We start from the raw sequence: 23,878 nt of genomic DNA, 5'->3' as shown, positions 1-23,878 counted from the left end.
TGTGCCAAGATGGCTGACCTCTGGAGCATCATATCGGCCAACTACAAGACGGTGGGACTGACCGTTCCGTCCAAGACTCCGTACGTGGCGGTCGATCCCAAGCTCTACGAAGGCACCTGGACCGGGAAGTACCCCGACAACAAGACGTTCAAGTTCACGATCTCGAACGTCACGGGCTTTCGGGCCAAGGTGCAGTACCAGAGCGGCGGCACCAATAAATTCCAGGAAGTTCTGATCAAGGATCTTTCATTCCGAGTCGGTGACACCAAGTTTACGCTCAGCGCCCTTGGCAAGGCGGAGATCAAGAACGTCGTCACCGATGCGGCGAGCGGCCAGACCTATCTCGACCAGGCCTACGCCTCACGCTCCGGCTGAAATCGGCTCAGGCCTTGCGGTCGGTTGCGCGAAGCCGCGTCGGCGCGTCCTTGGTCAGGTCGAGCGTGTGGAAATAGGCCCGCCGGCGCAGCACGGCTTCCTCCGGAAACTGCTTCACGACCTGGCTCGTCTTGACGTCGACTACCTGATAGACGACGGCGCGCGCATCGCGGTCGATCACGACCTGGTTCGATACTGCAGGACTTGAAATGGAGACGCGGACCGCAGCGGAATCCGTGCTGGCGCGCGCGCTTGAGTCGACTGCCGAGACGCTCTGGCTCGCCGGCAGTTCGGTTGCGACCGCATGTTGTGCCGCCTCGCTCACGTGCTGAACGATCGGCGCGGCAACCGGTGCCCCCACCGGTTTGATGTTGAAATCTGTACTCATGGCAGCCTCCAGGCTTGCTGCGAGTCAAATCCCAACCCCTCGTCGGTTGCAATATAGCCCTCTACATCTCAACGTGATGTTAGGGAACACGCTGAATTCCGCTCTGACGCGAGCGCGCAAATTTAATGAAAATTGTAGATAGTCGAAAACGGCGATCGCTTACAGCGAACGGCTGACCGAGAGCGGGGTGATGTTGCGTGGTCCCGGCGCGGCCCGTTGTCCCGAAGCCGTATAGGTATTCGGAATGTTCTTGCGCTGGATCTCGGCGTTGACGCCGCGCACGATGCCCTCCGACACCGCGTGCGCGGTCGCAAGCACGGTGAGATTGATCTGCAGCATCGCGCGGAAGGTGTCGTGATGGCGGCGCAACGTCGTCAGCAATTCCGGCGATACCTGCGCCAGATATTTTTGCGCGTTCTTCAGATTCTCGACCGCGACCATGTAGCGGCGTGACAGCTCGCCTTTTTGCTCTTCCAGCCTTATCGCCTCGCGCACGTTGCCGGCGCGAACCAGTTCGGTTTCGCGCTCGATGATGCCGAGCAGCCCGCTCATCACGTCCATCAGTTCTTCCGCGAGCTTGCGCGCCTCGGTTGGCGTGGAGATCGCTCTTGCTGGCGCGGGGGCCGGTGCGGGCCTGGCCTGAGGATGCTGATTCATGTCGGGGGGTTCCTTTGGATCAGCCGACGCGGTTGGCTTGCTGGAGGATCAAGGTGCGGAAGACATCGTTGGAGATACCGATGCCGCCGGACTTGGCGAATGATTTCGAATACTCGTCCGTCAGCATCGAGCGCCAGACGCCGGTGCCGGTCGTGTCACCGAACGGCCCTTCGCCTTTGACGCCGGTGGTCATCTGCGAAAACATCGAGTTGAGGAACATCGCCTCGAACTCCTCGGCCTTGGCGCGCGTCTTTTTCTGCGCTTCCGGCGAAATCTTGGTCAGGGCGTCGGCAAGCAGCGGGTCCTTGCGGCCGTTGATCAGCGAGGTCTTGTCGTAGGGATTGGCGATGCCGTTCATCACATCACCTCGATGTCGGCCTGGATCGCGCCGGCGGCCTTGATCGCCTGCAGGATGCCGATCAGGTCGCGTGGGCCGATGCCGAGACCATTTAGGCCGTCGACGAGTTGCTGCAGCGAGACGCCGTCCTTCACGACCGCGAATTTCTTGCCGTCCTCGGAGACGCTGACGCCGGTGCGCGGCGTGACGACAGTTCGGCCGCGCGACAGCGGATTGGGCTGGCTGACCTGCGGGCTTTCGGAAATTGTCACGGTAAGATTGCCTTGCGCCACCGCCACGGTGGCGACGCGAACGTCCCGCCCCATCACGATGATGCCGGAACGTTCGTCGATGACGATCTTGGCGGCGAGATCGGGATCGACCTGCAATTGCTCGATCTCGGTAAGAAAGGCGACGACGTTGCCCTTGAATTCGGCGGGGATCGCCAACTGCACCGTGGAGGGGTCGATCGGTTCGGCAGTCTTGACGCCGAGGAAGTCGTTGACGGCCGCCGCGATGCGTTTGGCGGTGGTGAAGTCGGCGTTGCGCAGCGCGAGCCGCACATTCGGCAGGCGATTGAGCGCGAATTCGATCTCGCGCTCGATGATGGCGCCGTTGGCGATGCGGCCGACGGTGGGCACGCCGCGCACGATCTTGGCGGCTTCGCCTTCGGCCTGGAAACCCGAGATCGCCAGCGAGCCCTGGGCTACCGCATAGACGTTGCCGTCGGCGCCGAGCAGGGGGGTGACGAGCAGGGTGCCGCCCTGCAGATTCTTGGCGTCGCCGAGCGCGGAGACCGTGACGTCCATCCGCGTGCCCTGGGTGCCGAAGGCCGGCAGATTGCCGGTGACCATGACGGCGGCGACGTTGCCGGTGCGGATGGTGGCGCCGCGGATGTTGACGCCCATGCGCTCCAGCATCGCCTGCAGCGACTGCTTGGTGAAGGGGATGTTGTTCAGCGTGTCGCCGGTGCCGTTGAGGCCGACGACGAGGCCGTAGCCGATCAACTGGTTCTGTCGCACGCCTTCGATATTGGCGAGATCCTTGATCCGCGACGTCGCGCCCGCGGACGAGGGCGATAGCGCCAGCGCCAGCAGCGCGGCGCAGGCCACCCAAATCACTCTTGCCGAACGGATGCCGGGCATCCTGTGCTCCCCTCGAGGTCTTCCACCGGACCGCAGGCGCCACTCCCATGACGACGGTCCGGCATTAACTATGCGAGTGCCGTGCCACACTGCGTTTCCGATGCAATGCATTGATATTGCTGGGTCTTCGTCGGAGGCGCGAGGTCGCGGCGGCTTCACCACGATGGGCGAAACTGCCGTATGTCGGCAGATTTTGCCGGGCCGTTTACGCGTCATTAACCATAAGAAGGCGAAGGTCGCTCTATTCTCAGGGCGAGATCACCACGATGCGCATCTACGGACCGAACGGCACCACGCTTGGATCGCCCGCAAGTCATACGCGGCGAACCAGTTCGACCGGCTTCTCGCTGCCGGAGACGCCGACCACGCCCGAGGAGCCGCGCGCGGCTGTGGCGCCCAAAGCCGCCGGCAACATCGACGCGCTGCTCGCCCTGCAGGGTGTCGAGGATCCGACGGAGCGCCGCAAGCGTTCGGTAGCACGGGGCAGGGGCGCGCTCGACGTGCTCGACGAACTCAAGATCGGCTTGCTCTCCGGCAATCTCGATGCTTCTACGGTGAACCGGCTGCGCGATGCCGCTGCCAATCTGAAGTCGTCCTCCGGCGATCCCGGCCTCGATGCGGTGCTGGCCGAAATCGAGCTGCGCGTTGAAGTCGAACTGGCGAAGGCCGGGCGGTTCTAGCTCCTGATGTCATTTCCGGGCTTGCCGCCTCCGCTAAAGCTTCGGCGAGCCAAGACATGAAAGCCTCGGCGAAGCCTTGGCGTAGCCGGGGCCGGGCAACCCAGTATTCCAGAGTTGTTCGTGCTCGACCGAAAGGCCGCGACGTACTGCATGCCCCGCTTGAAGCGAGGCATGACGGCGGTGGATTGATTCACGCCGCCATATCCTTGCGCGCCGCGTCGTAACGGCGCTGCGCGTTCAGCACCTCCTTCAGGTTCTTCTCCGCCCAGTCCCGCAACGGATCGACCGCGTCGGCGAGCGTCGCGCCGAGCGGTGTGATCGAATACTCCACCGTGACCGGCACGGTCGCGATCGCGCGGCGTTTGATCAATCCGTCGCGTTCGAGCGATTTGAGAACCTGGCTCAGCATCTTCTGCGAGATGCCCTCAATGGTGCGGCGTAACGCATTGAAACGCATCGGCTCGTGCCTGATGAGAAGCAGGATGAGTACGGCCCATTTGTCACCGACGCGATCGAGAATCTGCCGCGTCGGGCATTGAGCCGAATAGGCGTTCGGGGTTTTGGCGCTGGCTTTCACGGCGGTTACTCCGGCGTAATCAGGTGACCCAAAAGTGCTCTCTTAACACTTACATTCATTTCGCTATCTAGTCACCATTGGATACCACATCCATCAATTCGCAGGGAGACCTCCATGAAAATCGCCGTCATCGGCGCGTCCGGCAATGCCGGTTCGCGCATCACCGCTGAACTCGCCCGCCGTGGCCACACTGTGACCGCCATCGCCCGCCATCCCGAAAAGATCGCCGCCCAGGCCAACGTGACGCCCACCGCGGGCGATGCCATGGACCAAGCGGAACTGGCCCGGCTGCTCGCCGGTCATGATGCCGCGATCAGTTCGATCCACTTTCTCGCCAGCGACCCGGCCAAGCTGATCGGCGCTGCCAAGGATTCGAAGGTCGGCCGTTACCTCGTGGTCGGGGGCGCCGGCAGTCTTGAAGTGGCCCCGGGCGTTCGGCTGGTCACCACCCCGGGTTTTCCCGTGGCATACAAGGCGGAAGCCGAGAAGGGCGCCGCCTTCCTCGATCTGCTCCGAGCCGAGAAGGAACTCAACTGGACCTTCCTGTCGCCCTCCGCCCTGTTCACCGCCGGCGAGCGAACTGGCAAGTTCCGCCTCGGGACCGACCAGCTTTTGACCGCTGCCGACGGCAAAAGTTCGATTTCCTTCGAGGATTTCGCAGTTGCACTCGCCGACGAGATCGAGCGTCCCGCCCATATCCGCCAGCGCTTCACGGTCGGCTACTAGGCGCTAGGTGGTCCCGATAACTTTGCCTGTGCAAGGCCTTGGGGGAGGTACCCCCAAGGAGACGGCCTATATTGTCTGTCACAACCCGCCGCTATATAAGGCCCGCGCGGACGGACAATTTTCCGCCCCGCCTTGCACGTGAAGATGGGCTGGCCTTGGAAAAGTTGAAGAATTATCGACCCTCCGAAAAAGAGCCTTTCATGAACGACCGCCAGCGCGAGTATTTTCGCGCCAAGCTGCTGGCGTGGAAGGACGAGATCCTGAGGGAATCGAAGATCACTCTGCAGACCCTTCAGGAAGAGAACGTCAATCATCCGGATCTCGCTGATCGCGCCTCTTCCGAAACCGATCGCGCCATCGAACTGCGCGCCCGCGACCGCCAGCGCAAATTGATCTCCAAGATCGACGCGGCGCTGCAACGCATCGAGGACAACACCTACGGCTATTGCGAGGAGACCGGTGAACCGATCTCGCTCAAGCGGCTGGAGGCTCGCCCCATTGCAACGCTGTCGGTGGAAGCGCAGGAACGTCACGAGAAGCGCGAGAAGGTTTATCGGGACGAGTAGGACAGGGCCTGGCGGCTGACCGCGACGGGCGGTCAGCGCTGCAGGCTGCAACCATGAAAGCCGCCGCTGATGGACAAGATTCTCGCGGCCGCACAGAACATCGCTACCGCCCGCCGCAATCGCGCGCCGCTGGCCGCGCTGCCGCCTGAGCTAGCGCCTGCCGATGAAGCCGAAGGCTATCAGATCCAACGCGCCGTCCACGATCTGCTGCTGCCGCAGACCGGCGCGCTGGTCGGCTACAAGATCGGCTGCACCAGTCCGGTGATGCAGGAATATCTCGACATTCCCCATCCTTGCGGCGGTGGCGTGTTCGCCAAGGGCGTGCATGACTCCGGCGCCAAGCTGCGCTTCGGCGATTACGTCCGCGTCGGCGTCGAATGCGAGATCGCGGTGCGGCTGGCACGTAGCCTCGCGCCGTCAGAAGCCCCGTTCACCGCGGAGTGGGTGATGGAGGCAATCGAGGCGTATCACCTGGCAATCGAGATCGTCGACGACCGGTACGTCAAATGGGAGACGATGGGCGCGCCGACGCTGGTCGCGGACGATTTCTTCGCCGCCGGCTGCGTGCTCGGCAAAGCGGTGGCGCGCACCAAGGCGCCGGACCTGCTCACGGCCAAGGGCCGTGCCCTCGTCAACGGCAAGGAGTTGGGCCGCGGCACCGGCGCCGACGTGCTCGGCCATCCCCACAACGCGCTGGCTTGGCTTGCCAATCATCTCGCCGAAGAGGGCGCGGGGCTGCATGCCGGACAGATCGTTCTCACCGGCAGCCTCGTGAAAACCGTGTGGCTCGACCAGGGCGATGCCGTGAAGATGGAGTTGGAGGGGCTGGGGACGGTAACCGCGACATTTGCGTAGATCTCGTAGGGTGGGCAAAGGCGCGCTTGCGCCCGTGCCCATCATTTTTGTGTCGGTGGGCACGCGGAGCCTGTCATCAGGCGCGCATTCGCGCGACCCGTTGGCTTTGCCCGCCCTACAGTCCGAGTGAGAGTGATGGCAGAGAGCATTCCCTCGGTTCTCGAATCGGAGGCCAGAGGCGAAATCGCAGACATCTATGCCGACATCCGCAAGGTGCTCGGCACCAGCGTGGTCAACCTGATCTGGCGCAACCTCGCGACCATGCCGGGTGCGCTGGAATGGACGTGGGCGACCGTGCGACCGCTCTATCTCGGTGACGCGCCATTGCACGCCGAAGCCGTCAGGCGAACGATCGCGCTGCCGGATTGGCCTGGCTTCTCCATCGACACCTTGCTTGCCGCCGGCGTGGACGAGGCCGAACGCGCACTGATTCGTGACGTGCTCGACAGCTATCAATATACCAATGCGCTCGCGCTCGTCGTGCTCTCGGCGTTGCTGGCGCATTACGAGCCGCCCCCGGCCGATGCCGTGACGGCCGTCGATATGGCGCCAACGGCGCCCGGCACAAAAATTCCGGAGCTGCCGCCGATGGAGGCGCTGGACCCCGAGGTGGCGGCGCTGGTCGCCGAATTGAATTCCTTTGGAGAGGACACCGAACCGCAACTGATTGCGAGTATGTACCGGCACCTGGCGTACTGGCCGTCCTATCTGGCGCTGGTGCGAACAATGCTGGCGCCACTGCAGTGGGAAGGGCGGCTGAACGCGCTGACGCTTTCGACTCGCGCGCTCGGGCACGCGCATGGTGCGACTCTCGCAAAGCAACTGAAGCCGGCGCCGTCGCCGGATACGCTCAAACCCGCACTCGTCTCCTGCCGCCTGTTCGTCGAACATCCGATCGCGCGGATGACAGGGCTCTGCGCCCTGATCCGGCGCGCGACGCCGGAGTGAGGCATCAGCCGTCGGAGCACTTCAACTCGGACTTATCCCAGAATGATTTGATTGCATTGAAGGGGACGGTGACCCGTTCGCGAGCCCCCCGCAATCGCAGCAGGACATCGAAGCGGTCATCCTTTACGTTCAACTGCTCGAAGTCACTCTGCAGGATGATGGTCATATCGTCGGGATATTTCGTCTTGAGGCCGATCGATAGTTTCACGCCGTCGGCGCCAGTGCGAAACGTGAGATTGACAGGCCGCTGCTCCGAGGCGAGGCGGAGCGTCTCGGCAATCTTGGAACGCACCGTCGGCTTGCTGCACGGCTCGGCGAATGCAGGCGAGGCCGGAATCAGGATCACGAGGAAGAGAAGCAGCATGGCCCCACAAGAAATGGTCACACCCCGCACTTGCGGGGTAGCCAGTACGCCGCGACCTGTCGTTTCCATCACTGCGGTCTCTGGAATACTCGATCGCCTGCTTCTCGGGCGAATGACAAATGGGTGTATGCTCGCGTCCCCGCGGCTTGCCGGGTCATGCTAACGGGTTCCCTCAAAAAAGAAAGAGGGCGCGGGAGCGCCAGATGCCCGCAGCACCCGCCGTCCGTGTGTATTGGTAGTAAGGATACGGTAATCATCGCAGGTGTGCCTATCACCGGCGGTGCGCTGCGCAATGAGCCTAACGGCTTATATCGGGTTTTCCTCGGCCGTCTCCCCGGCCATGAATCCATCTTGCCATCGTCGTCGGCGAATTAATGGTTAATTGAAAACCTAGCCGGGCTCGAAGAACCGTCACCGCTCGTCCGCGCGGTTGCTCGCTCAGTTGATGCCGCCCTGCGACAAACTTGCGCACCCGAGGTGCCGCTACCGGCGGAGTCGCCATGAGGAACGGCGCAACGGGCACCACGACCAGCAATTCCAGGTCTTCATCCAGGACGCCAGCACGCAGGGCGCCGGGACTGCAGGCGCCGTGGACAAGAAGGGCGATGCTACTTTCTCCCGCAGGAACCATGAAGAAGTAACGTTCGGGAGGGGAACGATTCTTGGTCGGGAAAATTATGCAATCGTGTTTTTGAACACGCGGCTACCCTTCAGGCTCTGGCGCAATCTTCCCCCCGAGAGGCGCCGGGGCCTGCTTTTTGGCTGACCGGTGGCCCATTCCACGCCGGGCGCTGTTTGATCGAACTGTTTGGCAAGCCGTATCGCTGTCACAGGCTGATGACGTATGCACTCATCGCCAGCAAAACGGCGACGCTGACAGCGATAATGATCAAGAAGAATTTTCCCATTGCTCCGCCTTTCGCAGATCACAACGCAAGGCAGCAGGAATAGTTCTCTGCTGACAGGCGAACGCAGGCCCTGCGTTCGCGCCTGCCAGGCAAAGAAAAGCCCGCCACTGCGGCGGACCCCAAGGAGCGACCACGATCAGATCGCGATGCCGTAGTAGTCGTTGATGGCGCGGGTCCGGGTCGGATCGCTCCAGTTCCAGGCGTTGTCGTTGCCGTAATGCGGTGCGCTCTTGAGCTGCGCTTCCGTCACGCCGGTGACGTAGCCACCGAGCGAGGTATCGTATTTCAGCGATTGCCAGGGTAGCGGATAGTGGTCGTCGCCGATGCCGAGAAAGCCGCCGAAGGAGAGCACGGCGTAGGACACCCTGCCGCTCTTCTTGTCGATCATGACGCGCTCAATCGAGCCGATCTTGTTGCGATCGGCGCCATAGACGGCAGTTCCCTCGACCTTGTCGCTGCCGATCAGGTTGCCGGTTTCGTTTGCGTCTAGTGCCATGGGATTCTCCTCCTGCTAGATGGATGAACGAAAACAAGGGGCGGGGGGAGACGTTCCGGAGTGTGGCAGCTACCCATCGACGCATCGATGTGGATGTGGCGCGTCCAGCCGCATGTCGGTTTGCCCACGATACCGACATCAGTCGGTCTGGTGGACATGTCCGCTAAAGGCCACTGACATCCGAGGCTTGGCCGGCACACCCAGCGGAGGGCCGTTCCTAAAGCCGATCTGTTAAAAGCCTCGACGAAACCTCCGCCTAGTTGTTCCCGGGAATGCAACATGCGGGTTTGATGGCTCTCGGACGGGCGCAGCAACATTCGCCGAGGTCAGCGCTGCGCTTGTGCGGGTGGCGAAAACCTGAATAATTTCTGTCGCCCCGACGCACGGATCGGAGGATTGCGGTTGCATGCATGCAGCCGCTAGTTGGAGCTATCCACATGTCGACGCTCACCGCGCACGGCGCGTGCTTATTGTGGAAGCCGGAACTGATCTGGCTGAATGTCATTTCCGACGCGATGCTCGCCGGCGCCTTCTTTGCCACGGCGTTCGTCCTCGCGTTCTTCGCGTGGCGGCGCTACCGCGAGCTTATGTTCCGGGGCGTATTCTTGACATTCGCCATCTTCGTCGCGGTCTGCGGAGTTACCCGCCTGCTGTCGATCTACACGATGTGGGTGCCGGCTTATGAAATCGAGGCCCTGACCAAAGCTTTCCTGGCGCTGATCTCGGTCGTGATCGCGGCAGCACTGCTACTGCTGCTGCCGCGGATCCTGGTGCTGCCCACGCGCATCCAGCTTGCGGGTGCCTATGCGGCACTTGAGGAGGAGGTCAAGCAACGCCGCGAAGCTGAGGCCATGGTCAGGCGTTTTGAGGAGAAAGAGGCCACCGAATCCAAGGTCCGGCAAGCGCAGAGGATGGAAGCCATCGGCCAGCTCACCGGTGGCGTCGCGCACGACTTCAACAACATTCTGACTGTGATCACCGGGACCATCGAAATTCTCAGCGATGCGGTCAAGGATCGTCCACATCTCACTCAGATCACCAATCTGATTAGCGGTGCCGCAGCAAGGGGAGCTGAGCTGACGAAGCATCTGTTGGCCTTCTCCCGTCGACAGCCGCTGCAGCCGCGCAATACCGATGTCAACGCGTTGGTGATCGATGCAGCGAGTCTGCTACGACCGACCCTCGGCGAACACATCGAAATTGAATCGATGCTGGCGCACGATTCCGCGCCGGCTCTGATTGATCCCAGTCAGCTCTCGACCGCGATCCTGAACCTCGCCCTAAATGCGCGCGACGCCATGCCTAACGGCGGCAAGCTGACGTTAGAAACCAAGAATGTGGTGCTCGACGAGAACTACGCTCGCCTGAACAGCGAGGTTAGACCGGGCAACTACGTCATGATTGCAGTAAGTGACACGGGGGACGGAATTCCCAGCAGCCTGCTCGAAAAGGTGTTTGAACCATTCTTTACCACCAAGGAGGCCGGGAAGGGATCGGGGCTCGGCCTCAGCATGGTCTATGGCTTCGTTAAACAGTCGAATGGACACATCAAGATCTACAGCGAAGAGGGCCACGGCACGACCGTGAAGCTATACCTGCCGCAGGCCACGGGTGGTGGCCCGGAGGCACCCGCCGGCGAGACTGGCGGGTATGCGGGCGAACACGGCGATGAGTCTATCCTGATTGTCGAGGACGATCCGCTGGTTCGCGAATACGTCGTGGCGCAGATCACCCGTTTCGGGTTCCACACGCTCGCCGCCGGCAATGCTACCGAGGCGCTGGCAATCATCGATGGACCCGAACGCATTGACCTGCTGTTCACTGACGTAATGCTTCCCGGGGGAATGAATGGCCGCCAGCTCGCGACCGAGGGGGTCAAAAGGCGCCCAGGGCTCAAAGTGCTTTATACCTCTGGCTATGCGGAGAATGCCCTCGTACATCACGGCCGTCTCGATGCTGGCGTGCTGCTGCTGCCGAAGCCTTACCTCAGCGCCGATCTCGCGCGGATGCTTCTAACCGCGCTGGCATCGTGAGTTCTGCTGGACGAGCAGGCGTTTCCTTGACTTCGACGTACGCGCGGTCTCCGCCCAAGTCACGGAGACCGCGTTGATCATCGTCTCGTGCCTGAGTTCGCTAGGGAACGACGGACCGCTCCGCTGATCAACACCTAACCATCAGGTCCAGTTCTTAAATCGATCGCCGTTGCCGGCCGGCGAAGAGGCCGTAGACGAAGAGCACAATGATGGCGCCGACCACCGCACCGATCAGGCCCGCGCCTTCTCCGGGCCGATACCATCCGAGCGACTGGCCGAGATAAGTCGACACGAAAGCGCCGACGATGCCCAGTATGGTGGTTAGAATGAAGCCCGAGGGCTCATTGTCTCCCGGCATAATGAATTTCGCAATCACGCCGGCAATGAAACCAATGATGATCGTCCAAATTATGCCCATCTCGATGCTCCCTGTTGTTTGCCCCAACGTCACGTCCATTGACTCATGCTGTGGGCAAACGGCCGTCCGGCGTGTACCTGTCGACGGCTGCCGGAAGCTCGCGAGACAATCTCGCCAGAATCTCTTCCTGCGAAAGTCCGGTCTGCTGTTCGAGTTGTGCCAGAACGTCGGACCCGATCGCTTGCTTCAATTCCGGAGGCGAGACATCCTTGTTCGGGCCTTGGTTGATCCAGGATTCGGCCTTGTCACCCTGGCCGTTTTGCTTGAAACTTTCGAGCAACTCGCCGATCCCGCCGTTGAGCAGGCCGCCAACCCCGGCGCCGCCCAACATTCCGCTCAAATTGCCCAGCAAGCCGCCCGGCGGCTGCTGTCCCCCGCCTGTGTTCGGCTGGCCCCCAACGCCCTTGAGAAGTTCTGCCAGTTTGTCGCGGTTCTGATATCCCGCAATGGCGAGCAGCCCGAGCAGAGCAGTCATCGATGGCATTCCGCGGCCCATGATTAGCCTCCGTGCAGATCGTTGCTGTCAGGAACGCCGGCGGGTAGGTTCGGTTCCAACACCGGAAGACGACAAGGGGCAGGCGGCTTGCGCTGGAGCAAGCTCCAAGATGATACGGCTCCTTGGATCACAAAACGACCACGGCCTCCGCCAGGGGAGCTGACGGAGGCCGCGTTGATACACTTCATCGCGCCTAGGTTCGCGATGGAGTGTGGGAGCTCGGGAGAAACTAGAACGGCAGCAGCACGTCCATCACCTGTTGCCCGTAACGGGGTTGCTGCACGTCGGTGATCTGGCCGCGGCCGCCATAGGCGATGCGGGCCTGCGCGATCTTGGTGGAATCGATGGTGTTGTCGCTCTGGATGTCTTCGGGGCGGACGATGCCGGCGACGATCAGTTCGCGGATTTCGAAGTTGACGCGAATCTCCTGCTTGCCTTCGACCACGAGATTGCCGTTCGGCAGCACCTGCGTGACCACGGCCGCGACGTTGGTCTGCAACGCTTCCTGGCGGTTGACCGAGCCCTTGCCGTCGCTCGACGACGTCGAGTCCGTGGTCAGGATCTTGCCGGGCAGGATCTTGTTTGCCTGCGTGATCGTGCTCGACCCAATGAAATCGGTGATCCCCGAGTCTTCCTTGGCGGAGCGGCTGCGTTGGGTCTCGTTGGACAGGTTGGCCTTGTCGGTGATGTTGACGGTCACCGTCAGGAGGTCGCCGATACGCGCCGCGCGCTGATCCTTGAAGAAGGCGCGAGAGCCGTTCCGCCACAGCGAGTTGGCATTATAGGAGGCCTGCTCCGGCTTCGGCATCGGCATCTGCACCGGCTTGTAGCCGGGCTGCGTGGTCGGATTTTCGATCTCCGTCAGCTTCGGCTTTTCGCCGATCTGCGACAGACGGTCGATCGAGGAGCAACCGCTCGCCAAGGCGGCCAGCGACAGCATGGCGCCGGAGAGAGCGAGGCGGTTGAGACGGGTGACTGACATTTACATTACTCGGCTTTTGGAGCGACTGGCGAACTGACGGTAGCTACGGCGACGGGTGCCGGTGCTTTGCCGAGCGAGGAGGTGGCATCGCTGGTCTGTGGCAGGCGAGACGCCGGCGGTGAGATCGAGACCTGCCCACGGCCAGTCACGGTGCCGGACACCGTGCGCTTCGACTGCAGGTTCATGACGGTGACGACGTCGCCTTCGGTGCCGCTGTCCAGCGCCTTGCCGCGCATGGTGAGGTAGATTCCGGGCGTCTCGTAGATCAATATGACGTTCTGGTCGCGCTGTACCAGATCGGGCTTGGCGAGATCTGCGGTCCTGATGGCCTGACCGGCGCGGAGCTGGCGGCGGGCCTGCATGCCCACCGTGCGATCGCGCGCAGCGGCATCAGGGCCGACTTCCGTCTTGGGGCGGCGCTCGATCATCACGTCGGACGATTTCAAGACCTCATTGCGCTCGACGTTGCGCGCCAGCACTGCGGCCTCGACGGTCTCGATCGCCGTGCCGGCAAAACGCAGCTTGGCAGCAGCGGCACCGTTCTCGTTGGCGATCTCAAAGGTGACGTCGAAGCGGCCGTTGCGGTTGTCGTAGCGCACGATGGCCGCCTGCAGGCTGCCGCTGAAGCCGGCATCCAGCCTGACGTCGCCGGGATCGCGATCGAAGGTCAGCGACAGATTGGCGGCGTCGCCGAGACCATTGCGGCGCTCCAGCGCGCGCGCAACCTGCAGCTCGATGTCCCTGCCTTCGAGCGTGCGGGCCAGACGCGTTACCGAAATTTCCCTGAGGTCGCGGGTATCGACGCCGATCACATGGTGGGCACGAAGGGTGTTGAGCACCTGCGCTACCGGCAGCGAGCCGGTGGTGCCGAGATCCGGGGCGCGATAGATCGCGATCTGCGCGGCGCTGCCGGCATTGTCGATCACGTCGCCGATCCGTACGAGATCGCCCGATACCTGCACGTTGGCACGCAGCACTGGCGTGGCGATCACGTTGCGGTTCGCGAAGCTTTCCTGGGTCTGCGCGACAGCGGCCGTACTCGATGCGGCGATCAGGGCGGCGGCCAGGAGGAGGGCGCGGGCGATCATGACCAGTCCTTTAGCGGAACATGTTGGATGTGGATTGCAGCATCTGGTCGGCCGCGCTGACGACCTTGGCGTTCATCTCATAGGCGCGCTGGGCGGCGATCAGGTCGGAGATCTCGGTCACCACCTCGACATTGGCTTGTTCGAGGTTGCCCTGCTGCATGTCGCCAAAGCCGTCGGTGTTGGCGATGCCGTCCTGCGGCGTGCCGGAGGCCGGGGTGTCGGTGAACAGATTGTCGCCGATCGGATTGAGGCCGGCCTTGTTGATGAAGCGGGTCAGGCCGATCTGGCCAACCAGCGTCGGCGTGGTCGAGCCCGGCAGCATCACCGTGAGCTGGCCCTGCGCGTTGATGGTGATCTGCGAGGAATTCTGCGGGATCGTGATCGTCGGCTGCACCGGGTTGCCCTGGGCGGTGACGACGCGGCTTTGCGCGTCCATCATGAACGAGCCGTCGCGGGTATAGGCATAGGTGCCGTCGGGCACCTGGATCTTGAAGAAACCTTCGCCGCGGATCGCGACGTCGAGGTCGTTGCCGGTCGGCGACAATGTGCCCTGGCCCATCAGCCGCGGCGTGCCGACGGTCTTGACGCCGCCACCGATATCGACGCCGACCGGCAGGATGGTGCCCTGGTCGGAAGCCTGCGCGCCGACGCGGCGCACATGGTCATAAATCAGGTCCTGGAACGCCGCGCGCTGCTTCTTGTAGCCGGTGGTGCGCATATTCGCGATGTTGTTGGAGATCACCTGAACGTTGAGTTCCTGTGCCGCCATGCCGGTCGCTGCCGTGTAAAGTGCGCGCATCGATCTATGCCTTAAGCGTTATGCCGGAACGTCGGCGAGTTTCTCGACTGCGGTTCGGTGCAGGTCGTGCTGCTGCTGCAGCATTGCCGAGATCTGCGTGTAGGTGCGCGTGATCTCGATCATGCGGCTCATTTCGTGGACTGAATTGACGTTCGACTTTTCGATGAAGCCCTGGCGCACCCGCGAAGTGGTGTCGGGCTGGGCGGCGACGCCCTGGCCCGCCGAGTAGAGGTTGCCGCCTTCCTTGACGAGCTTCTGCGGGTCGGCAAAAGAGACCAGCCGCAGCTTGCCGCGAATGGAGTCGGTGCTGCCGGTGCCCTCGAGAACCGTGATATTGCCGTCGGCTGCGATGTTGATCGCCTTGTCGGTCGGCTGGAACACGATCGGGCCGGAGGTCCCCAGCACCGGATCGCCGCTCGCGGTTACGAGCTGGCCCTGATTGTTGATCTGCAGGCCGCCGTCGCGGGTGTAGCGCTCGCCGGCGGCCGTCTGCACGACCAGAAAGGCGTTGCCGTCGATTGCGACGTCGAGCGGGTTCTTGGTCTGCTCGGAGGGGCCGGCCGAGAAATCGTGGAAGGTGGCGCGGTCATGCACGAAGGAGACGCGGCGATCGGCGCGCATGAAATTGTCTTCATGCGCTGGCGAGCGCAGATATTCCTCGAACAGCGACCGGTCGGCCTTGAAGCCCGTCGTGTTGATGTTCGCGACGTTGTTGGCGACGACATCCAACTGCCGTTCCAATGTCATCTTCCGCGAAAGTCCGACGAGAAGCATATTCTCCATCGGTGGTTCTCCCCTTGATCGATCCGAAGCAGGCTCTCCCAAGCCCGTAATCCGGATCCGCCGTAACCTTTGGGCTCTCCCAAGCCGGCGGGTCACGCCGTTTACTCAGCGAAAGCCGTGCCAAGTCCGGAAATGCTGATTTCTTAAGGGGTTAGGCATTTTTCTGCGGGCGGAGGGGGCGGCAGAAAGGTCTTGTTGACCATGTTTGCCCGGCAGATTTTTCCCAGTTGGGCGCGAATGGAAAGGTTCCGTTAACCATTATTACCCTAGCGTTGCACGTGTAGAGGGCGCGTGTGCGCTGGCGGCTTTTGTTTCGCGTTGTGGGGGCATTGTTACCCAGGCTGGTGGCAACCGCGTTCGTTCCTAGATGGAAGCGGGCGGGGCAATGGCTGATAACGAGCAGGCGGAAGGCGCAGACGGCGCAGACGCCGCACCGTCGAAAAAGGGCAAGCTCAAGCTGATCATTGCGGTCGCCGGATTCGTCGCCATCCTTGGCGCCGGCGCCGGCTGGTTCTTCCTGATGCGCGGCCACGGCGAGGAGAAGCACGCCGAAGCGCCGCCGCCGAAGCCGCCGTCCTTCATTGAAGTGCCCGATATGATGGTCAACCTGGTCGGCGCCCCGGGCGAGCGGGTGCAATATCTCCGCGTCAAGGTCGTGCTCGAGATCAAGGAAGAAAAGCAGGTCGAGGCGATCAAGCCGAACCTGCCGCGCGTCACCGACCTGTTCCAGACCTACCTGCGCGAACTGCGTCCCTCCGACATCAACGGTTCGGCGGGCCTGTTTCGTCTCAAGGAAGAGCTGACCAAGCGCGTCAACAACGCGGTGGCGCCGCAGCAGGTAAGCGCCGTGCTGTTCAAGGAAATCGTCGTGCAGTGATGGGGCGGATCTAGCATCATGGCCGGCAACCAAGACCAGATGGACCAGGACGCCATTGCCGCGCAATGGGAAGCCTCGCTGGATTCCGAAGATCCCGCGGCGGCTGCGGAAGAGGCTGCCGCCAATGAACTCTCCGAGAGCATGGCGCTCCAATGGGCGGCCATGGTCGAGGATGGCGGCCGCGAATTCGGCAACAAGAATTCCGGCGAGCGGGTTCTGTCGCAGGAAGAAATCGACAATCTGCTCGGCTTCACCGTCGGCGATGTCAATCTCGACGACCATTCCGGCATTCGCGCCATCATCGATTCCGCGATGGTGTCCTACGAGCGTCTGCCGATGCTCGAAATCGTGTTCGACCGCCTGGTGCGGCTGATGACCACGAGCTTGCGCAACTTCACCTCCGACAACGTCGAAGTCTCGCTCGACCGCATCACCTCGGTCCGCTTCGGCGACTACATGAACTCAATTCCCTTGCCGGCCGTGCTCAGCGTGTTCAAGGCTGAGGAGTGGGAGAATTTCGGCCTTGCGACGGTCGATTCCAGCCTGATCTATTCGATTATCGACGTGCTGCTCGGCGGCCGCCGCGGCCAGACCTCGTTGCGCATCGAGGGCCGGCCCTACACCACGATCGAAACCAACCTCGTCAAGCGGCTGGTCGAGGTGGTGCTTTCAGACGCCGAGCAGGCGTTCCGGCCGCTGTCGCCGGTGACGTTCTCGATCGACCGGCTGGAAACCAATCCGCGCTTCGCCGCGATCTCCAGGCCCGCCAACGCTGCGATCCTGGTGCGGTTGCGCATCGACATGGAAGACCGCGGCGGCAACATCGAACTGCTGCTGCCCTATGCGACCATCGAGCCGATCCGCCCGGTTCTGCTGCAGATGTTCATGGGCGAAAAATTCGGCCGTGATCCGATCTGGGAAGGGCACTTCGCCACCGAAGTGGCGCAGGCCGAGATATCGGTCGATGCCGTGCTGTATGAAGCCGACATTCCGCTCAAGCATTTGATGAAGCTGAAGGTCGGCGACACGCTGCCGCTGGAGATGCGGCCCGATGCGCTGGTGTCGGTCCGCTGCGGCAACGTCACCCTGACCGAAGGGCGGATGGGCCGGGTCGGCGACCGCGTCGCCATCCGCGTCACCAAGCAATTGCGCAAGCCGAATACCACCTTCGCGATGTTCGAGAAGGCCGACGAGCAAACCAAGTTGATGGAGGCACAATGAGTCATTTCCTTGGCATTGTGATCGAGAGTCTGGTGGCGGTTTTGCTACTGCTCACGATCGGTTACTGCATGCTGCTCAACAAGCGGCTGAAGCGGCTGAAGGCGGACGAGCATTCGCTGAAAGCCACCATCGCGGAACTGATCACGGCAACCGAAATCGCCGAGCGGGCGATCGGCGGCCTCAAGCACACGGTGCGCGACGTCAACGAGAATCTCGGCAGCCAACTCGCCGCCGCGACTCAGATGGCGGGGCACCTGAAGGGCATGCTCGCCGAAGGCGACGGCGTCATTCGACGGCTGTCCAAGATCGCGATCGCGGCGCGGCCCTCGCAAGAAGCCGAACCCGCAGCACCCAGGGTCTCTACAGCCAAGGCGGTAGCCGCGGCGGCTGAAGCATTCTCCGAACGCCGAAAGGCCAGTGGCCTCGCCGCATGAAGTCGTTTCGCGATATCCGTGTCATTCCGGTCGTGCTGGTCGCGATCTTCGGCCTTGCAGTGCTGAAGGTCGCCGGCCTCGTGATCGATGGCGGATACGTGTTCGATTATCAGGTCAGCCAGCCGGCCAAGCGCTCCTGGGCGCAGGACAATCTGGGCTATCCCGGCGCCCGCGGGCCGGACCCCGCCGACATCACCGGTTCGGTCAAGAAGGAAGAGAAAAAGGAAGAGGCGCCGAAGCCGGCAGCGCCGGCTACCGAGGCACCGAAGCACGACGGCGTCGTGGTGTTTCCCGACCAGAACCCGCAATCGGTGTCGCCGTCGGAGCGCGCCATCCTGGAACGGCTGCAGGCGCGGCGCCAGGAACTGGAGCAGCGCGCGCGTGAAATCGAAATTCGCGAAAGCCTTCTGAAATCGGCCGAGAAGCGCATCGAGGGCCGCGTCGAGGAAATGAAGGCCACCGAGGCGCGGATCTCGACAGCGAGCGGGCAAAAGGCCGAACAGGACGCTGCCCGCTTCAAGGGCATCATCACGATGTACGAGGGCATGAAGCCGAAGGACGCCGCCAAGGTGTTCGACCGGCTGGAAATGTCCGTGCTCTACGAAATCGCCTCCCAGATTGCGCCGCGGAAGATGTCGGACATTTTGGGCCTGATGCAGCCGGAAGCGGCCGAACGGCTGACGGTCGAACTGGCCCGCCGCGCTGCCGGCACCGATAAGTCCACGTCCACGGCCGAGTTGCCGAAAATCGAAGGCAAGATCCTGCAGCCAAAGCCGAACTGACGCAGGATGCGCTCCCCGGCACGGGTATTGGCGCCGGTCAGAACCTGCGTGGCCCTGACGAGACAAACGAGCGGTGGGCTACGGCAAGCGCGCCACGCTCGTTGGTTTCAAGGGCGACTTTCTGCGCCAGCATGACATCGCCGGCGACGAGGTCGCCATCGGGAACAAAGCACCATTTGCAAACATGTTGGCCGGTGCCGCTGATTTCCTCGATGTTCGTCTGCGTCCCATGATGGATCCGATAGCGCGTCCCGGTGTGGCTGCCGACGACGTCGAAATAGCGGAATCTCTCGTAAGAGGCCCGCTGCTTCGGCGACAGCCAATCCTTCAAGAGCGTGAGGGCTCGCGCCTCAGTCTCGAAGCGAAACGATTTGCTGCAGGAACCGGACCGCGCCACTGCCAGCGAAAGCGCCGACAGCAGCACCGTACCGAGTAAAGCCAGGACGAACGAGCATATCGCAAGGACGATCTGCTGGGTCACTGCCGTCAGCCGCCAACGAGACGCGGATAAAACAGCGTTTCTTCCGCCGTCGGATCGAAGGAGCGGATAACCCGTTGCTCGCCGGGTCCCGTTCGAACCGCTGCGGTAAATCCTGCGCCGGTCAATTCCATAAAGCGCCGCTCGGCCTTTTCGACCTCCGCGCGGTCATGGACGTCGAAAGTATGCCGGGTGTCGCCAGTACGATCCATCACGATCTGGGTTGCCATTTCACGCACTCCGAATTGGCTGCCTGAGGCAGGTTAGCGACCCGGGAGCATTGGTTGATCGACTGCCGGCCCCGCTTCCCGGGTCCATTGTTTCCCTAAGACGGAACCGCCGATGTTAGTTCCAACGCTGCGTGAGATAAATAATGCAGATCAATCATGGCACGGGCGTGATGGTGATCGCTGCGCTCCGAGGCTCGCGACGTCCGAGCGGTGACCCCGAGAAAGGTCCGGATACCGACCCATTACGATGTGTAATTGCTCGAGGCCGCAGCCCATCGTCCCTTCAATGAAATCAATTGGTTGACGTTAACAAAGCCTTAAGCCGGCCAATCCAAGATTCAAACGTGCGGGCGAGAGCGCTTCGCCGAAGAATTCATCGAGGCACGAGATCTTCTGGATGGGGCAAAGGGCCGCCGCTGAAACTGGGTCGCCGGGCCGCGCATTGGCGCGGGCGGCGCGGCATTGCCTTCACAACTATCTCGGCCAGCCCCTTGCTGTTGCTTTGTTATTCGCTGGCCTGACGCTTTCGCAGCCCTGCCGTGCTGACGATCCGGTCCGAGGGGAGGCGACCTTTGCGGCCGGAGGCGGCTTCGCGCGGCTGGTATTGAAACTGGCCGAGGACGTCGAATCCGACGTTTCGACCGCGGGCTCGATCATTATCATCCACTTCAAGCGCCCGGTGGATATTCCCGTCGACAAACTGTCGGACGCCGTCCCCGATTATGTCGGCTCGGCGCGGCGCGATCCCGACGGCACCGCGATCCGGCTGTCGCTGGCGCGGCGGGCAACCGTCAACACCATGACGGCGGGGGAGCGGATCTTCGTCGACTTCCTGCCCGATAGCTGGACCGGGCCGCCGCCCCCGCTTCCGGCTGCGGTCGTTCGCGAGCTGGCGGAGCGGGCGCGGGCCGCCGAGCGCGCACTCCGTGCGCAGCTTGCGGTGGCGTCCGCGAAAAAGAAGCCGCCGGTGCGTGTCCGCGCCTCGGTGCAGCCGACTTTCGTCCGCTTCGTGTTCGAGATGCCCGACGGCGTCAACGTCTCGTCGGTGCTGAATGATCAGAAGCTGACGCTGCAGTTCAACGGCGTGCTCAATTTCGACCTGGCGGATGCGAAGGTGGCGGCGCCGCCGAACATCGCCTCGATCAACCAGCGCGCCGACGTCGATTCTTCCGCCGTCGACATTCTGCTGATCGGCGAGGTCGACGTGCATTCCTTCCGCGAGGAAAAGAACTATGTGATCGACGTAGCCTTCCAGCAGCCGGAAAAGCCTGCGCTGGCCGAGCCGCAAGCCGCGGCCAAACCGGTCGTGCCGGCCAAGCCCGGACCCGCCTCGCGGATCGCGCGCGACAAGGCCCTAAAGGAATCGCCGCCACCACAGCAGCCGGCCGAGATCCCGCCCGTCACGTCGGAGATGATTGCCGAACAGGCTAGGATCGAGATCAAGCCCGCGCAGGTGAATGAAGCACCGGCCGCTGCGGAGGCCGCAATGCCTGGCGTCGAAAAGGCGCCGCCGGCCAATGGCAACGCTATCCCTCCGACCGAGAAGATGGCCGTTGCACCGGAAAAGACGTCGCCTCCGACGGAAGTCGCGAAAGCGGCGCAGCCCGCCGAACCGGTCCTGGCAACTGCGGCGGAAGCGCCAAAGCCCGTGGCATCCAAGCAGACTCAATCTTCCGCGGAGCCGCCGGAAAGTGGTGCCAAGGACAGGACCCCGGCCGTCGAGGCAAGGCGTGACAGTGACGGCCTGCGCGTGACGTTCTCCTTTGCCGCGCCGACCCCGGCTGCGCTGTTTCGCCGTGCCGACACGGTATGGCTGGTATTCGACCAGACCAAGCCGGTCGATATCGAGCCGATCCGTAGCAAGGGCGGCGCCATCATCGGCGATGTCAGCCGGCTGCCGCTGGAAAAGGGCCAGGCCGTCCGCATTCGCCTCAACCGGCCGCAGATCCCTTCGCTCGAAAGCGAAGGCCGCGCCAACGGCGCCGAGTGGACGCTGACCTTCGCCGACCGCGGCCAGACGCCGCCGCTGCCGCTGATGGTGCTGCGGAATATTACCGATCCCGCGCTTGCCAATGTCACCGTGCCGCTGGCCAATCCCGGCGCGATGCACCGGCTGGTCGATCCCGACGCTGGCGATACGCTGTGGGTCGTGACCGCGCCGCCACCGACCCGCGGCCTCATCAAGCGGCAGGATTTCGTCGAACTGTCGCTATTGGAATCGGTGCATGGCGTGGTGGTGCACCCGAACTCCGACGATATCAACGCCGAGGTCGGCGCCGACAAGGTGATGTTCGGCCGGCCCGGCGGATTGACGCTGTCGTCCGCCGACGTCGCGGCCGAACGCGCCACCGCGGCGGTCAGGCCGCTGTTCGACGCCGATGAATGGCGCAAGAACCGGGAAGAAAAATTTCTTTCCCGGCTCGATGCGCTGATCAAGGCCGCGGCCGCCGCGGGGCCTGAGCAAAAGACGCACGCTCGCCTCGAACTTGCGAACTTCTACATGTCGCGCGGCATGTATCAGGAGGCGAGAGGGGTGACTAACCTCATCCTCTCCGAAACCAACCCGGGGAACGAAGACGGCGCCGTGCTGATGGTGCATGCGGTCGCCAGCATCTTGATTGGCCATCCCGAGCACGCGCTGAAGGACCTTGCCAATCCGGCGATCGGCAACGGCTACGATTCCCAATTGTGGAAAGGGTTCGCGTTCGCCCGCCAAGAAAAATGGGTGGACGCGCGTGAAAAATTCAAGAACGCCGAATTCTCGATCGCCGCGCTGCCATTGGAGCTGCAGCGCATCATCATTACCGACGCGATGCGGGCCTCGCTCGAGGTGAAGGATTATGGTGGGGCCTCGCGGCGGCGCAGCGAACTGGAAGTGATCGGCATTCCCAACGAGATGAAGCCCGAGATCGCCGTGCTGCGCGGGCGTCTTGCCGAGGCATTGGGGCACGACAAGGACGCGCTCGACGCCTACAGGTTCGCGGCGCAGTCCAGCGACCGGGAGGCATCGGCGGAGGCGAGCCTGCTGCAGACCCTGCTGCGGCACCGGCGCGGCGAACTCGGCCAGGCCGAGTTGATACATGAACTAGAGACCTTGTCGGTGATCTGGCGCGGCGACGCGATCGAGTTGAAGGCATTGAACAAGCTGACGCAGCTCTATGCCGAAAACGGGCGCTATGCCGAGGCGCTCTCCGCCGCCAAGACCGCGACGAAGCTGCAGCCCAACTCCGAACTGTCGCGGCAGGGCCAGGATGCGGCGTCCGCGCTGTTCACGGACCTCTATCTCGGCCAGAAGGGCGACGACATGAAGCCGGTCGATGCGCTCGCCATGTTCTATGAGTATCGCGAATTGACGCCGATCGGCCGGCGCGGCGATGAAATGATACGGCGCCTCGCGGACCGGCTGGCCGCCGTCGACCTGCTCGACCAGGCCGCCGAACTGTTGCAGTACCAGGTCGACAAACGCCTGGAGGGTGCCGCGCGCGCGCAGGTGGCGGCCCGGCTTGCCATGGTCTACCTGGCCAACCGCAAGCCGGACCGGGCGATCATGGCGCTGCGCCTCACGCGGATCTCCGATCTGTCCGGCGAATTGCGTCAGCAGCGCCTACTCCTGGAGGCGCGGGCCCAGAGCGATGTCGGTCGCCACGACCTCGCGCTCGATATCATCTCCAACCTCACCGGCCGCGAAGCAATCCGGCTGCGCTCCGACATCTATTGGGCATCCCGGCAGTGGCGGGAGGCTTCCGAACAGATCGAATTGTACTACGCCGACCGCTGGCGGGACTTCAAACCGCTGAATGCCGCCGAGAAGAGCGACATAATCCGTGCCGTGGTTGGCTATGCGCTGGCCGAGGACGCGATCGGCCTGGCCCGTTTCCGCGAGAAATACGCGCCCCTGATGATCGGCGAGGCCGACCGGTTCGCATTCGAGACCGCGAGCAAGCCGGCCGCCTCCAACAGCGCCGAGTTCGCTTTGATTGCCAAAATGGCCGCCAGCGTCGACACGCTCGACGGCTTCATCCGTGAAATGAGGATCCGCTTCCCGGATGCCACCGCCCGCGCGCCGCTGTCGCCGGAAATCTCCAGGGGCGAGCCGGTTCACACCGGCGCCTTGCCGGCGATTGGCCGCATCAGGCGGATCGGCGCGGCAAGATAGCGCCGACTTCGTTCTCTCGGTGAATTGCTCGCAGTTTGAAGTCGGAGACGGTTTGCCCGCCCGAGCACCGGTGCATTTT

General features: G+C 62.9%; 27 protein-coding genes. 12 read left to right on the top strand and 15 right to left on the bottom strand.

The genetic code is table 11. The features are described 5' to 3' along the window. The first annotated feature begins 9 nt into the window (after positions 1-9). Entirely contained in the window at positions 10-375 is a 366-nt protein-coding gene (locus V1277_RS03550; protein ID WP_334415018.1) for a hypothetical protein, read from the top strand. 7 nt (positions 376-382) lie between these two features. Here the strand turns inward: V1277_RS03550 and V1277_RS03545 are convergent, their stop codons facing one another. The 4 genes from V1277_RS03545 to V1277_RS03530 form a co-directional block, all read right to left on the bottom strand. After that, complete coding sequence (locus V1277_RS03545; RefSeq protein WP_334374235.1) at positions 383-763, bottom strand: hypothetical protein; 381 nt, start codon at positions 761-763, stop codon at positions 383-385. Positions 764-922: 159 nt separating this feature from the next. Then, a complete protein-coding gene (locus V1277_RS03540) occupies positions 923-1,420 on the bottom strand; it encodes a hypothetical protein (RefSeq protein WP_334363738.1) in 498 nt (165 codons plus the stop codon). Positions 1,421-1,439: 19 nt separating this feature from the next. Beyond that, on the bottom strand, positions 1,440-1,778 hold the full coding sequence (gene flgJ / locus V1277_RS03535) for a flagellar assembly peptidoglycan hydrolase FlgJ (RefSeq protein WP_334415017.1): 339 nt from the start codon (positions 1,776-1,778) through the stop codon (positions 1,440-1,442). Then, positions 1,778-2,902: a flagellar basal body P-ring protein FlgI gene (locus V1277_RS03530; protein WP_334374237.1), complete on the bottom strand. Its 1,125-nt coding sequence runs from the start codon at positions 2,900-2,902 to the stop codon at positions 1,778-1,780. Before V1277_RS03530 ends, flgJ begins: the two co-directional genes overlap by 1 nt. Before the next feature lie 266 nt (positions 2,903-3,168). On the opposite strand from V1277_RS03530, the gene V1277_RS03525 reads away from it, so the two are divergent. Beyond that, positions 3,169-3,582, top strand: a complete 414-nt coding sequence (locus V1277_RS03525; RefSeq protein ID WP_028348621.1) for a flagellar assembly protein FliX — start codon at positions 3,169-3,171, stop codon at positions 3,580-3,582. A 190-nt stretch (positions 3,583-3,772) separates the two neighbouring features. Here V1277_RS03525 and V1277_RS03520 read toward each other — a convergent pair whose 3' ends face one another. After that, entirely contained in the window at positions 3,773-4,159 is a 387-nt protein-coding gene (locus V1277_RS03520; RefSeq protein ID WP_057843965.1) for a winged helix-turn-helix transcriptional regulator, read from the bottom strand. A 114-nt stretch (positions 4,160-4,273) separates the two neighbouring features. Between V1277_RS03520 and V1277_RS03515 the strand changes: the two genes are divergently transcribed. The 4 genes from V1277_RS03515 (at position 4,274) to V1277_RS03500 (ending at position 7,254) form a co-directional block, all read left to right on the top strand. Further along, on the top strand, positions 4,274-4,885 hold the full coding sequence (locus V1277_RS03515) for an NAD(P)-dependent oxidoreductase (RefSeq protein WP_334363734.1): 612 nt from the start codon (positions 4,274-4,276) through the stop codon (positions 4,883-4,885). A 200-nt stretch (positions 4,886-5,085) separates the two neighbouring features. Next, entirely contained in the window at positions 5,086-5,451 is a 366-nt protein-coding gene (gene dksA / locus V1277_RS03510; protein ID WP_141686941.1) for an RNA polymerase-binding protein DksA, read from the top strand. Positions 5,452-5,520: 69 nt separating this feature from the next. Continuing rightward, complete coding sequence (locus V1277_RS03505) at positions 5,521-6,306, top strand: 2-keto-4-pentenoate hydratase (protein WP_334415016.1); 786 nt, start codon at positions 5,521-5,523, stop codon at positions 6,304-6,306. Between the two features lie 135 nt (positions 6,307-6,441). Then, on the top strand, positions 6,442-7,254 hold the full coding sequence (locus V1277_RS03500) for a hypothetical protein (RefSeq protein WP_334415015.1): 813 nt from the start codon (positions 6,442-6,444) through the stop codon (positions 7,252-7,254). A gap of 4 nt (positions 7,255-7,258) precedes the next feature. Here the strand turns inward: V1277_RS03500 and V1277_RS03495 are convergent, their stop codons facing one another. Further along, the gene (locus V1277_RS03495) at positions 7,259-7,618 is read right to left on the bottom strand and encodes a ClpXP protease specificity-enhancing factor SspB (RefSeq protein WP_334415014.1); all 360 of its coding nucleotides are present in this window, start codon (positions 7,616-7,618) and stop codon (positions 7,259-7,261) included. 1,044 nt (positions 7,619-8,662) lie between these two features. Continuing rightward, positions 8,663-9,022, bottom strand: a complete 360-nt coding sequence (locus tag V1277_RS03490) for a PRC-barrel domain-containing protein (RefSeq protein ID WP_334374241.1) — start codon at positions 9,020-9,022, stop codon at positions 8,663-8,665. 437 nt (positions 9,023-9,459) lie between these two features. Here V1277_RS03490 and V1277_RS03485 point away from each other — a divergent pair, with 437 nt between their 5' ends. Continuing rightward, positions 9,460-11,055, top strand: coding sequence for an ATP-binding protein (locus V1277_RS03485; RefSeq protein ID WP_334415013.1), 1,596 nt, complete (start codon positions 9,460-9,462; stop codon positions 11,053-11,055). A gap of 154 nt (positions 11,056-11,209) precedes the next feature. Here the strand turns inward: V1277_RS03485 and V1277_RS03480 are convergent, their stop codons facing one another. The 6 genes from V1277_RS03480 to flgF form a co-directional block, all read right to left on the bottom strand. Beyond that, positions 11,210-11,473, bottom strand: coding sequence for a GlsB/YeaQ/YmgE family stress response membrane protein (locus V1277_RS03480; RefSeq protein ID WP_334420269.1), 264 nt, complete (start codon positions 11,471-11,473; stop codon positions 11,210-11,212). Positions 11,474-11,516: 43 nt separating this feature from the next. Beyond that, on the bottom strand, positions 11,517-11,969 hold the full coding sequence (locus V1277_RS03475) for a YidB family protein (protein ID WP_334374243.1): 453 nt from the start codon (positions 11,967-11,969) through the stop codon (positions 11,517-11,519). Positions 11,970-12,198: 229 nt separating this feature from the next. Beyond that, positions 12,199-12,951, bottom strand: a complete 753-nt coding sequence (gene flgH, locus V1277_RS03470) for a flagellar basal body L-ring protein FlgH (protein WP_334374244.1) — start codon at positions 12,949-12,951, stop codon at positions 12,199-12,201. Positions 12,952-12,956: 5 nt separating this feature from the next. Continuing rightward, positions 12,957-14,039, bottom strand: a complete 1,083-nt coding sequence (gene flgA / locus V1277_RS03465) for a flagellar basal body P-ring formation chaperone FlgA (RefSeq protein WP_334415012.1) — start codon at positions 14,037-14,039, stop codon at positions 12,957-12,959. 10 nt (positions 14,040-14,049) lie between these two features. Next, on the bottom strand, positions 14,050-14,838 hold the full coding sequence (gene flgG / locus V1277_RS03460; protein WP_334415011.1) for a flagellar basal-body rod protein FlgG: 789 nt from the start codon (positions 14,836-14,838) through the stop codon (positions 14,050-14,052). 18 nt (positions 14,839-14,856) lie between these two features. Then, entirely contained in the window at positions 14,857-15,621 is a 765-nt protein-coding gene (gene flgF, locus V1277_RS03455; protein WP_334374246.1) for a flagellar basal-body rod protein FlgF, read from the bottom strand. 385 nt (positions 15,622-16,006) lie between these two features. Between flgF and fliL the strand changes: the two genes are divergently transcribed. The 4 genes from fliL to V1277_RS03435 are packed head-to-tail and all read left to right on the top strand — an operon-like array spanning position 16,007 to position 18,935. Beyond that, complete coding sequence (gene fliL, locus V1277_RS03450) at positions 16,007-16,498, top strand: flagellar basal body-associated protein FliL (RefSeq protein ID WP_334374247.1); 492 nt, start codon at positions 16,007-16,009, stop codon at positions 16,496-16,498. Positions 16,499-16,516: 18 nt separating this feature from the next. Continuing rightward, on the top strand, positions 16,517-17,719 hold the full coding sequence (gene fliM / locus V1277_RS03445; protein WP_028348636.1) for a flagellar motor switch protein FliM: 1,203 nt from the start codon (positions 16,517-16,519) through the stop codon (positions 17,717-17,719). Further along, on the top strand, positions 17,716-18,153 hold the full coding sequence (locus V1277_RS03440) for a DUF6468 domain-containing protein (protein WP_028348637.1): 438 nt from the start codon (positions 17,716-17,718) through the stop codon (positions 18,151-18,153). The genes fliM and V1277_RS03440 overlap by 4 nt, the downstream gene beginning before the upstream one ends. Further along, positions 18,150-18,935: a MotE family protein gene (locus tag V1277_RS03435; protein ID WP_334374249.1), complete on the top strand. Its 786-nt coding sequence runs from the start codon at positions 18,150-18,152 to the stop codon at positions 18,933-18,935. The genes V1277_RS03440 and V1277_RS03435 overlap by 4 nt, the downstream gene beginning before the upstream one ends. 37 nt (positions 18,936-18,972) lie before the next feature. Here the strand turns inward: V1277_RS03435 and V1277_RS03430 are convergent, their stop codons facing one another. Both V1277_RS03430 and V1277_RS03425 read right to left on the bottom strand, forming a co-directional pair. Next, entirely contained in the window at positions 18,973-19,416 is a 444-nt protein-coding gene (locus V1277_RS03430) for a hypothetical protein (RefSeq protein ID WP_245320103.1), read from the bottom strand. Between the two features lie 5 nt (positions 19,417-19,421). Continuing rightward, on the bottom strand, positions 19,422-19,643 hold the full coding sequence (locus tag V1277_RS03425; protein WP_028348639.1) for a hypothetical protein: 222 nt from the start codon (positions 19,641-19,643) through the stop codon (positions 19,422-19,424). A 397-nt stretch (positions 19,644-20,040) separates the two neighbouring features. Between V1277_RS03425 and V1277_RS03420 the strand changes: the two genes are divergently transcribed. Then, positions 20,041-23,799: a tetratricopeptide repeat protein gene (locus V1277_RS03420; protein ID WP_334415010.1), complete on the top strand. Its 3,759-nt coding sequence runs from the start codon at positions 20,041-20,043 to the stop codon at positions 23,797-23,799. The last annotated feature ends 79 nt before the right edge of the window (positions 23,800-23,878 follow it).

The sequence above is a fragment of the Bradyrhizobium sp. AZCC 1588 genome, assembly GCF_036924735.1.
GTDB lineage: Bacteria > Pseudomonadota > Alphaproteobacteria > Rhizobiales > Xanthobacteraceae > Bradyrhizobium.
This window is presented reverse-complemented; position numbering and strand designations above follow the sequence as displayed.

What these genes read in the sequence shown, in the direction of transcription:
- V1277_RS03550 (WP_334415018.1), top strand. Translation starts at nt 10, where the DNA reads ATGGCTGACCTCTGGAGCATCATATCGGCCAACTACAAGACGGTGGGA.
- V1277_RS03545 (WP_334374235.1), bottom strand. Translation starts at nt 763, where the DNA reads ATGAGTACAGATTTCAACATCAAACCGGTGGGGGCACCGGTTGCCGCG.
- V1277_RS03540 (WP_334363738.1), bottom strand. Translation starts at nt 1,420, where the DNA reads ATGAATCAGCATCCTCAGGCCAGGCCCGCACCGGCCCCCGCGCCAGCA.
- flgJ (WP_334415017.1), bottom strand. Translation starts at nt 1,778, where the DNA reads ATGAACGGCATCGCCAATCCCTACGACAAGACCTCGCTGATCAACGGC.
- V1277_RS03530 (WP_334374237.1), bottom strand. Translation starts at nt 2,902, where the DNA reads ATGCCCGGCATCCGTTCGGCAAGAGTGATTTGGGTGGCCTGCGCCGCG.
- V1277_RS03525 (WP_028348621.1), top strand. Translation starts at nt 3,169, where the DNA reads ATGCGCATCTACGGACCGAACGGCACCACGCTTGGATCGCCCGCAAGT.
- V1277_RS03515 (WP_334363734.1), top strand. Translation starts at nt 4,274, where the DNA reads ATGAAAATCGCCGTCATCGGCGCGTCCGGCAATGCCGGTTCGCGCATC.
- dksA (WP_141686941.1), top strand. Translation starts at nt 5,086, where the DNA reads ATGAACGACCGCCAGCGCGAGTATTTTCGCGCCAAGCTGCTGGCGTGG.
- V1277_RS03505 (WP_334415016.1), top strand. Translation starts at nt 5,521, where the DNA reads ATGGACAAGATTCTCGCGGCCGCACAGAACATCGCTACCGCCCGCCGC.
- V1277_RS03500 (WP_334415015.1), top strand. Translation starts at nt 6,442, where the DNA reads ATGGCAGAGAGCATTCCCTCGGTTCTCGAATCGGAGGCCAGAGGCGAA.
- V1277_RS03495 (WP_334415014.1), bottom strand. Translation starts at nt 7,618, where the DNA reads ATGCTGCTTCTCTTCCTCGTGATCCTGATTCCGGCCTCGCCTGCATTC.
- V1277_RS03490 (WP_334374241.1), bottom strand. Translation starts at nt 9,022, where the DNA reads ATGGCACTAGACGCAAACGAAACCGGCAACCTGATCGGCAGCGACAAG.
- V1277_RS03485 (WP_334415013.1), top strand. Translation starts at nt 9,460, where the DNA reads ATGTCGACGCTCACCGCGCACGGCGCGTGCTTATTGTGGAAGCCGGAA.
- V1277_RS03480 (WP_334420269.1), bottom strand. Translation starts at nt 11,473, where the DNA reads ATGGGCATAATTTGGACGATCATCATTGGTTTCATTGCCGGCGTGATT.
- V1277_RS03475 (WP_334374243.1), bottom strand. Translation starts at nt 11,969, where the DNA reads ATGGGCCGCGGAATGCCATCGATGACTGCTCTGCTCGGGCTGCTCGCC.
- flgH (WP_334374244.1), bottom strand. Translation starts at nt 12,951, where the DNA reads ATGTCAGTCACCCGTCTCAACCGCCTCGCTCTCTCCGGCGCCATGCTG.
- flgA (WP_334415012.1), bottom strand. Translation starts at nt 14,039, where the DNA reads ATGATCGCCCGCGCCCTCCTCCTGGCCGCCGCCCTGATCGCCGCATCG.
- flgG (WP_334415011.1), bottom strand. Translation starts at nt 14,838, where the DNA reads ATGCGCGCACTTTACACGGCAGCGACCGGCATGGCGGCACAGGAACTC.
- flgF (WP_334374246.1), bottom strand. Translation starts at nt 15,621, where the DNA reads ATGGAGAATATGCTTCTCGTCGGACTTTCGCGGAAGATGACATTGGAA.
- fliL (WP_334374247.1), top strand. Translation starts at nt 16,007, where the DNA reads ATGGCTGATAACGAGCAGGCGGAAGGCGCAGACGGCGCAGACGCCGCA.
- fliM (WP_028348636.1), top strand. Translation starts at nt 16,517, where the DNA reads ATGGCCGGCAACCAAGACCAGATGGACCAGGACGCCATTGCCGCGCAA.
- V1277_RS03440 (WP_028348637.1), top strand. Translation starts at nt 17,716, where the DNA reads ATGAGTCATTTCCTTGGCATTGTGATCGAGAGTCTGGTGGCGGTTTTG.
- V1277_RS03435 (WP_334374249.1), top strand. Translation starts at nt 18,150, where the DNA reads ATGAAGTCGTTTCGCGATATCCGTGTCATTCCGGTCGTGCTGGTCGCG.
- V1277_RS03425 (WP_028348639.1), bottom strand. Translation starts at nt 19,643, where the DNA reads ATGGCAACCCAGATCGTGATGGATCGTACTGGCGACACCCGGCATACT.
- V1277_RS03420 (WP_334415010.1), top strand. Translation starts at nt 20,041, where the DNA reads ATGGGGCAAAGGGCCGCCGCTGAAACTGGGTCGCCGGGCCGCGCATTG.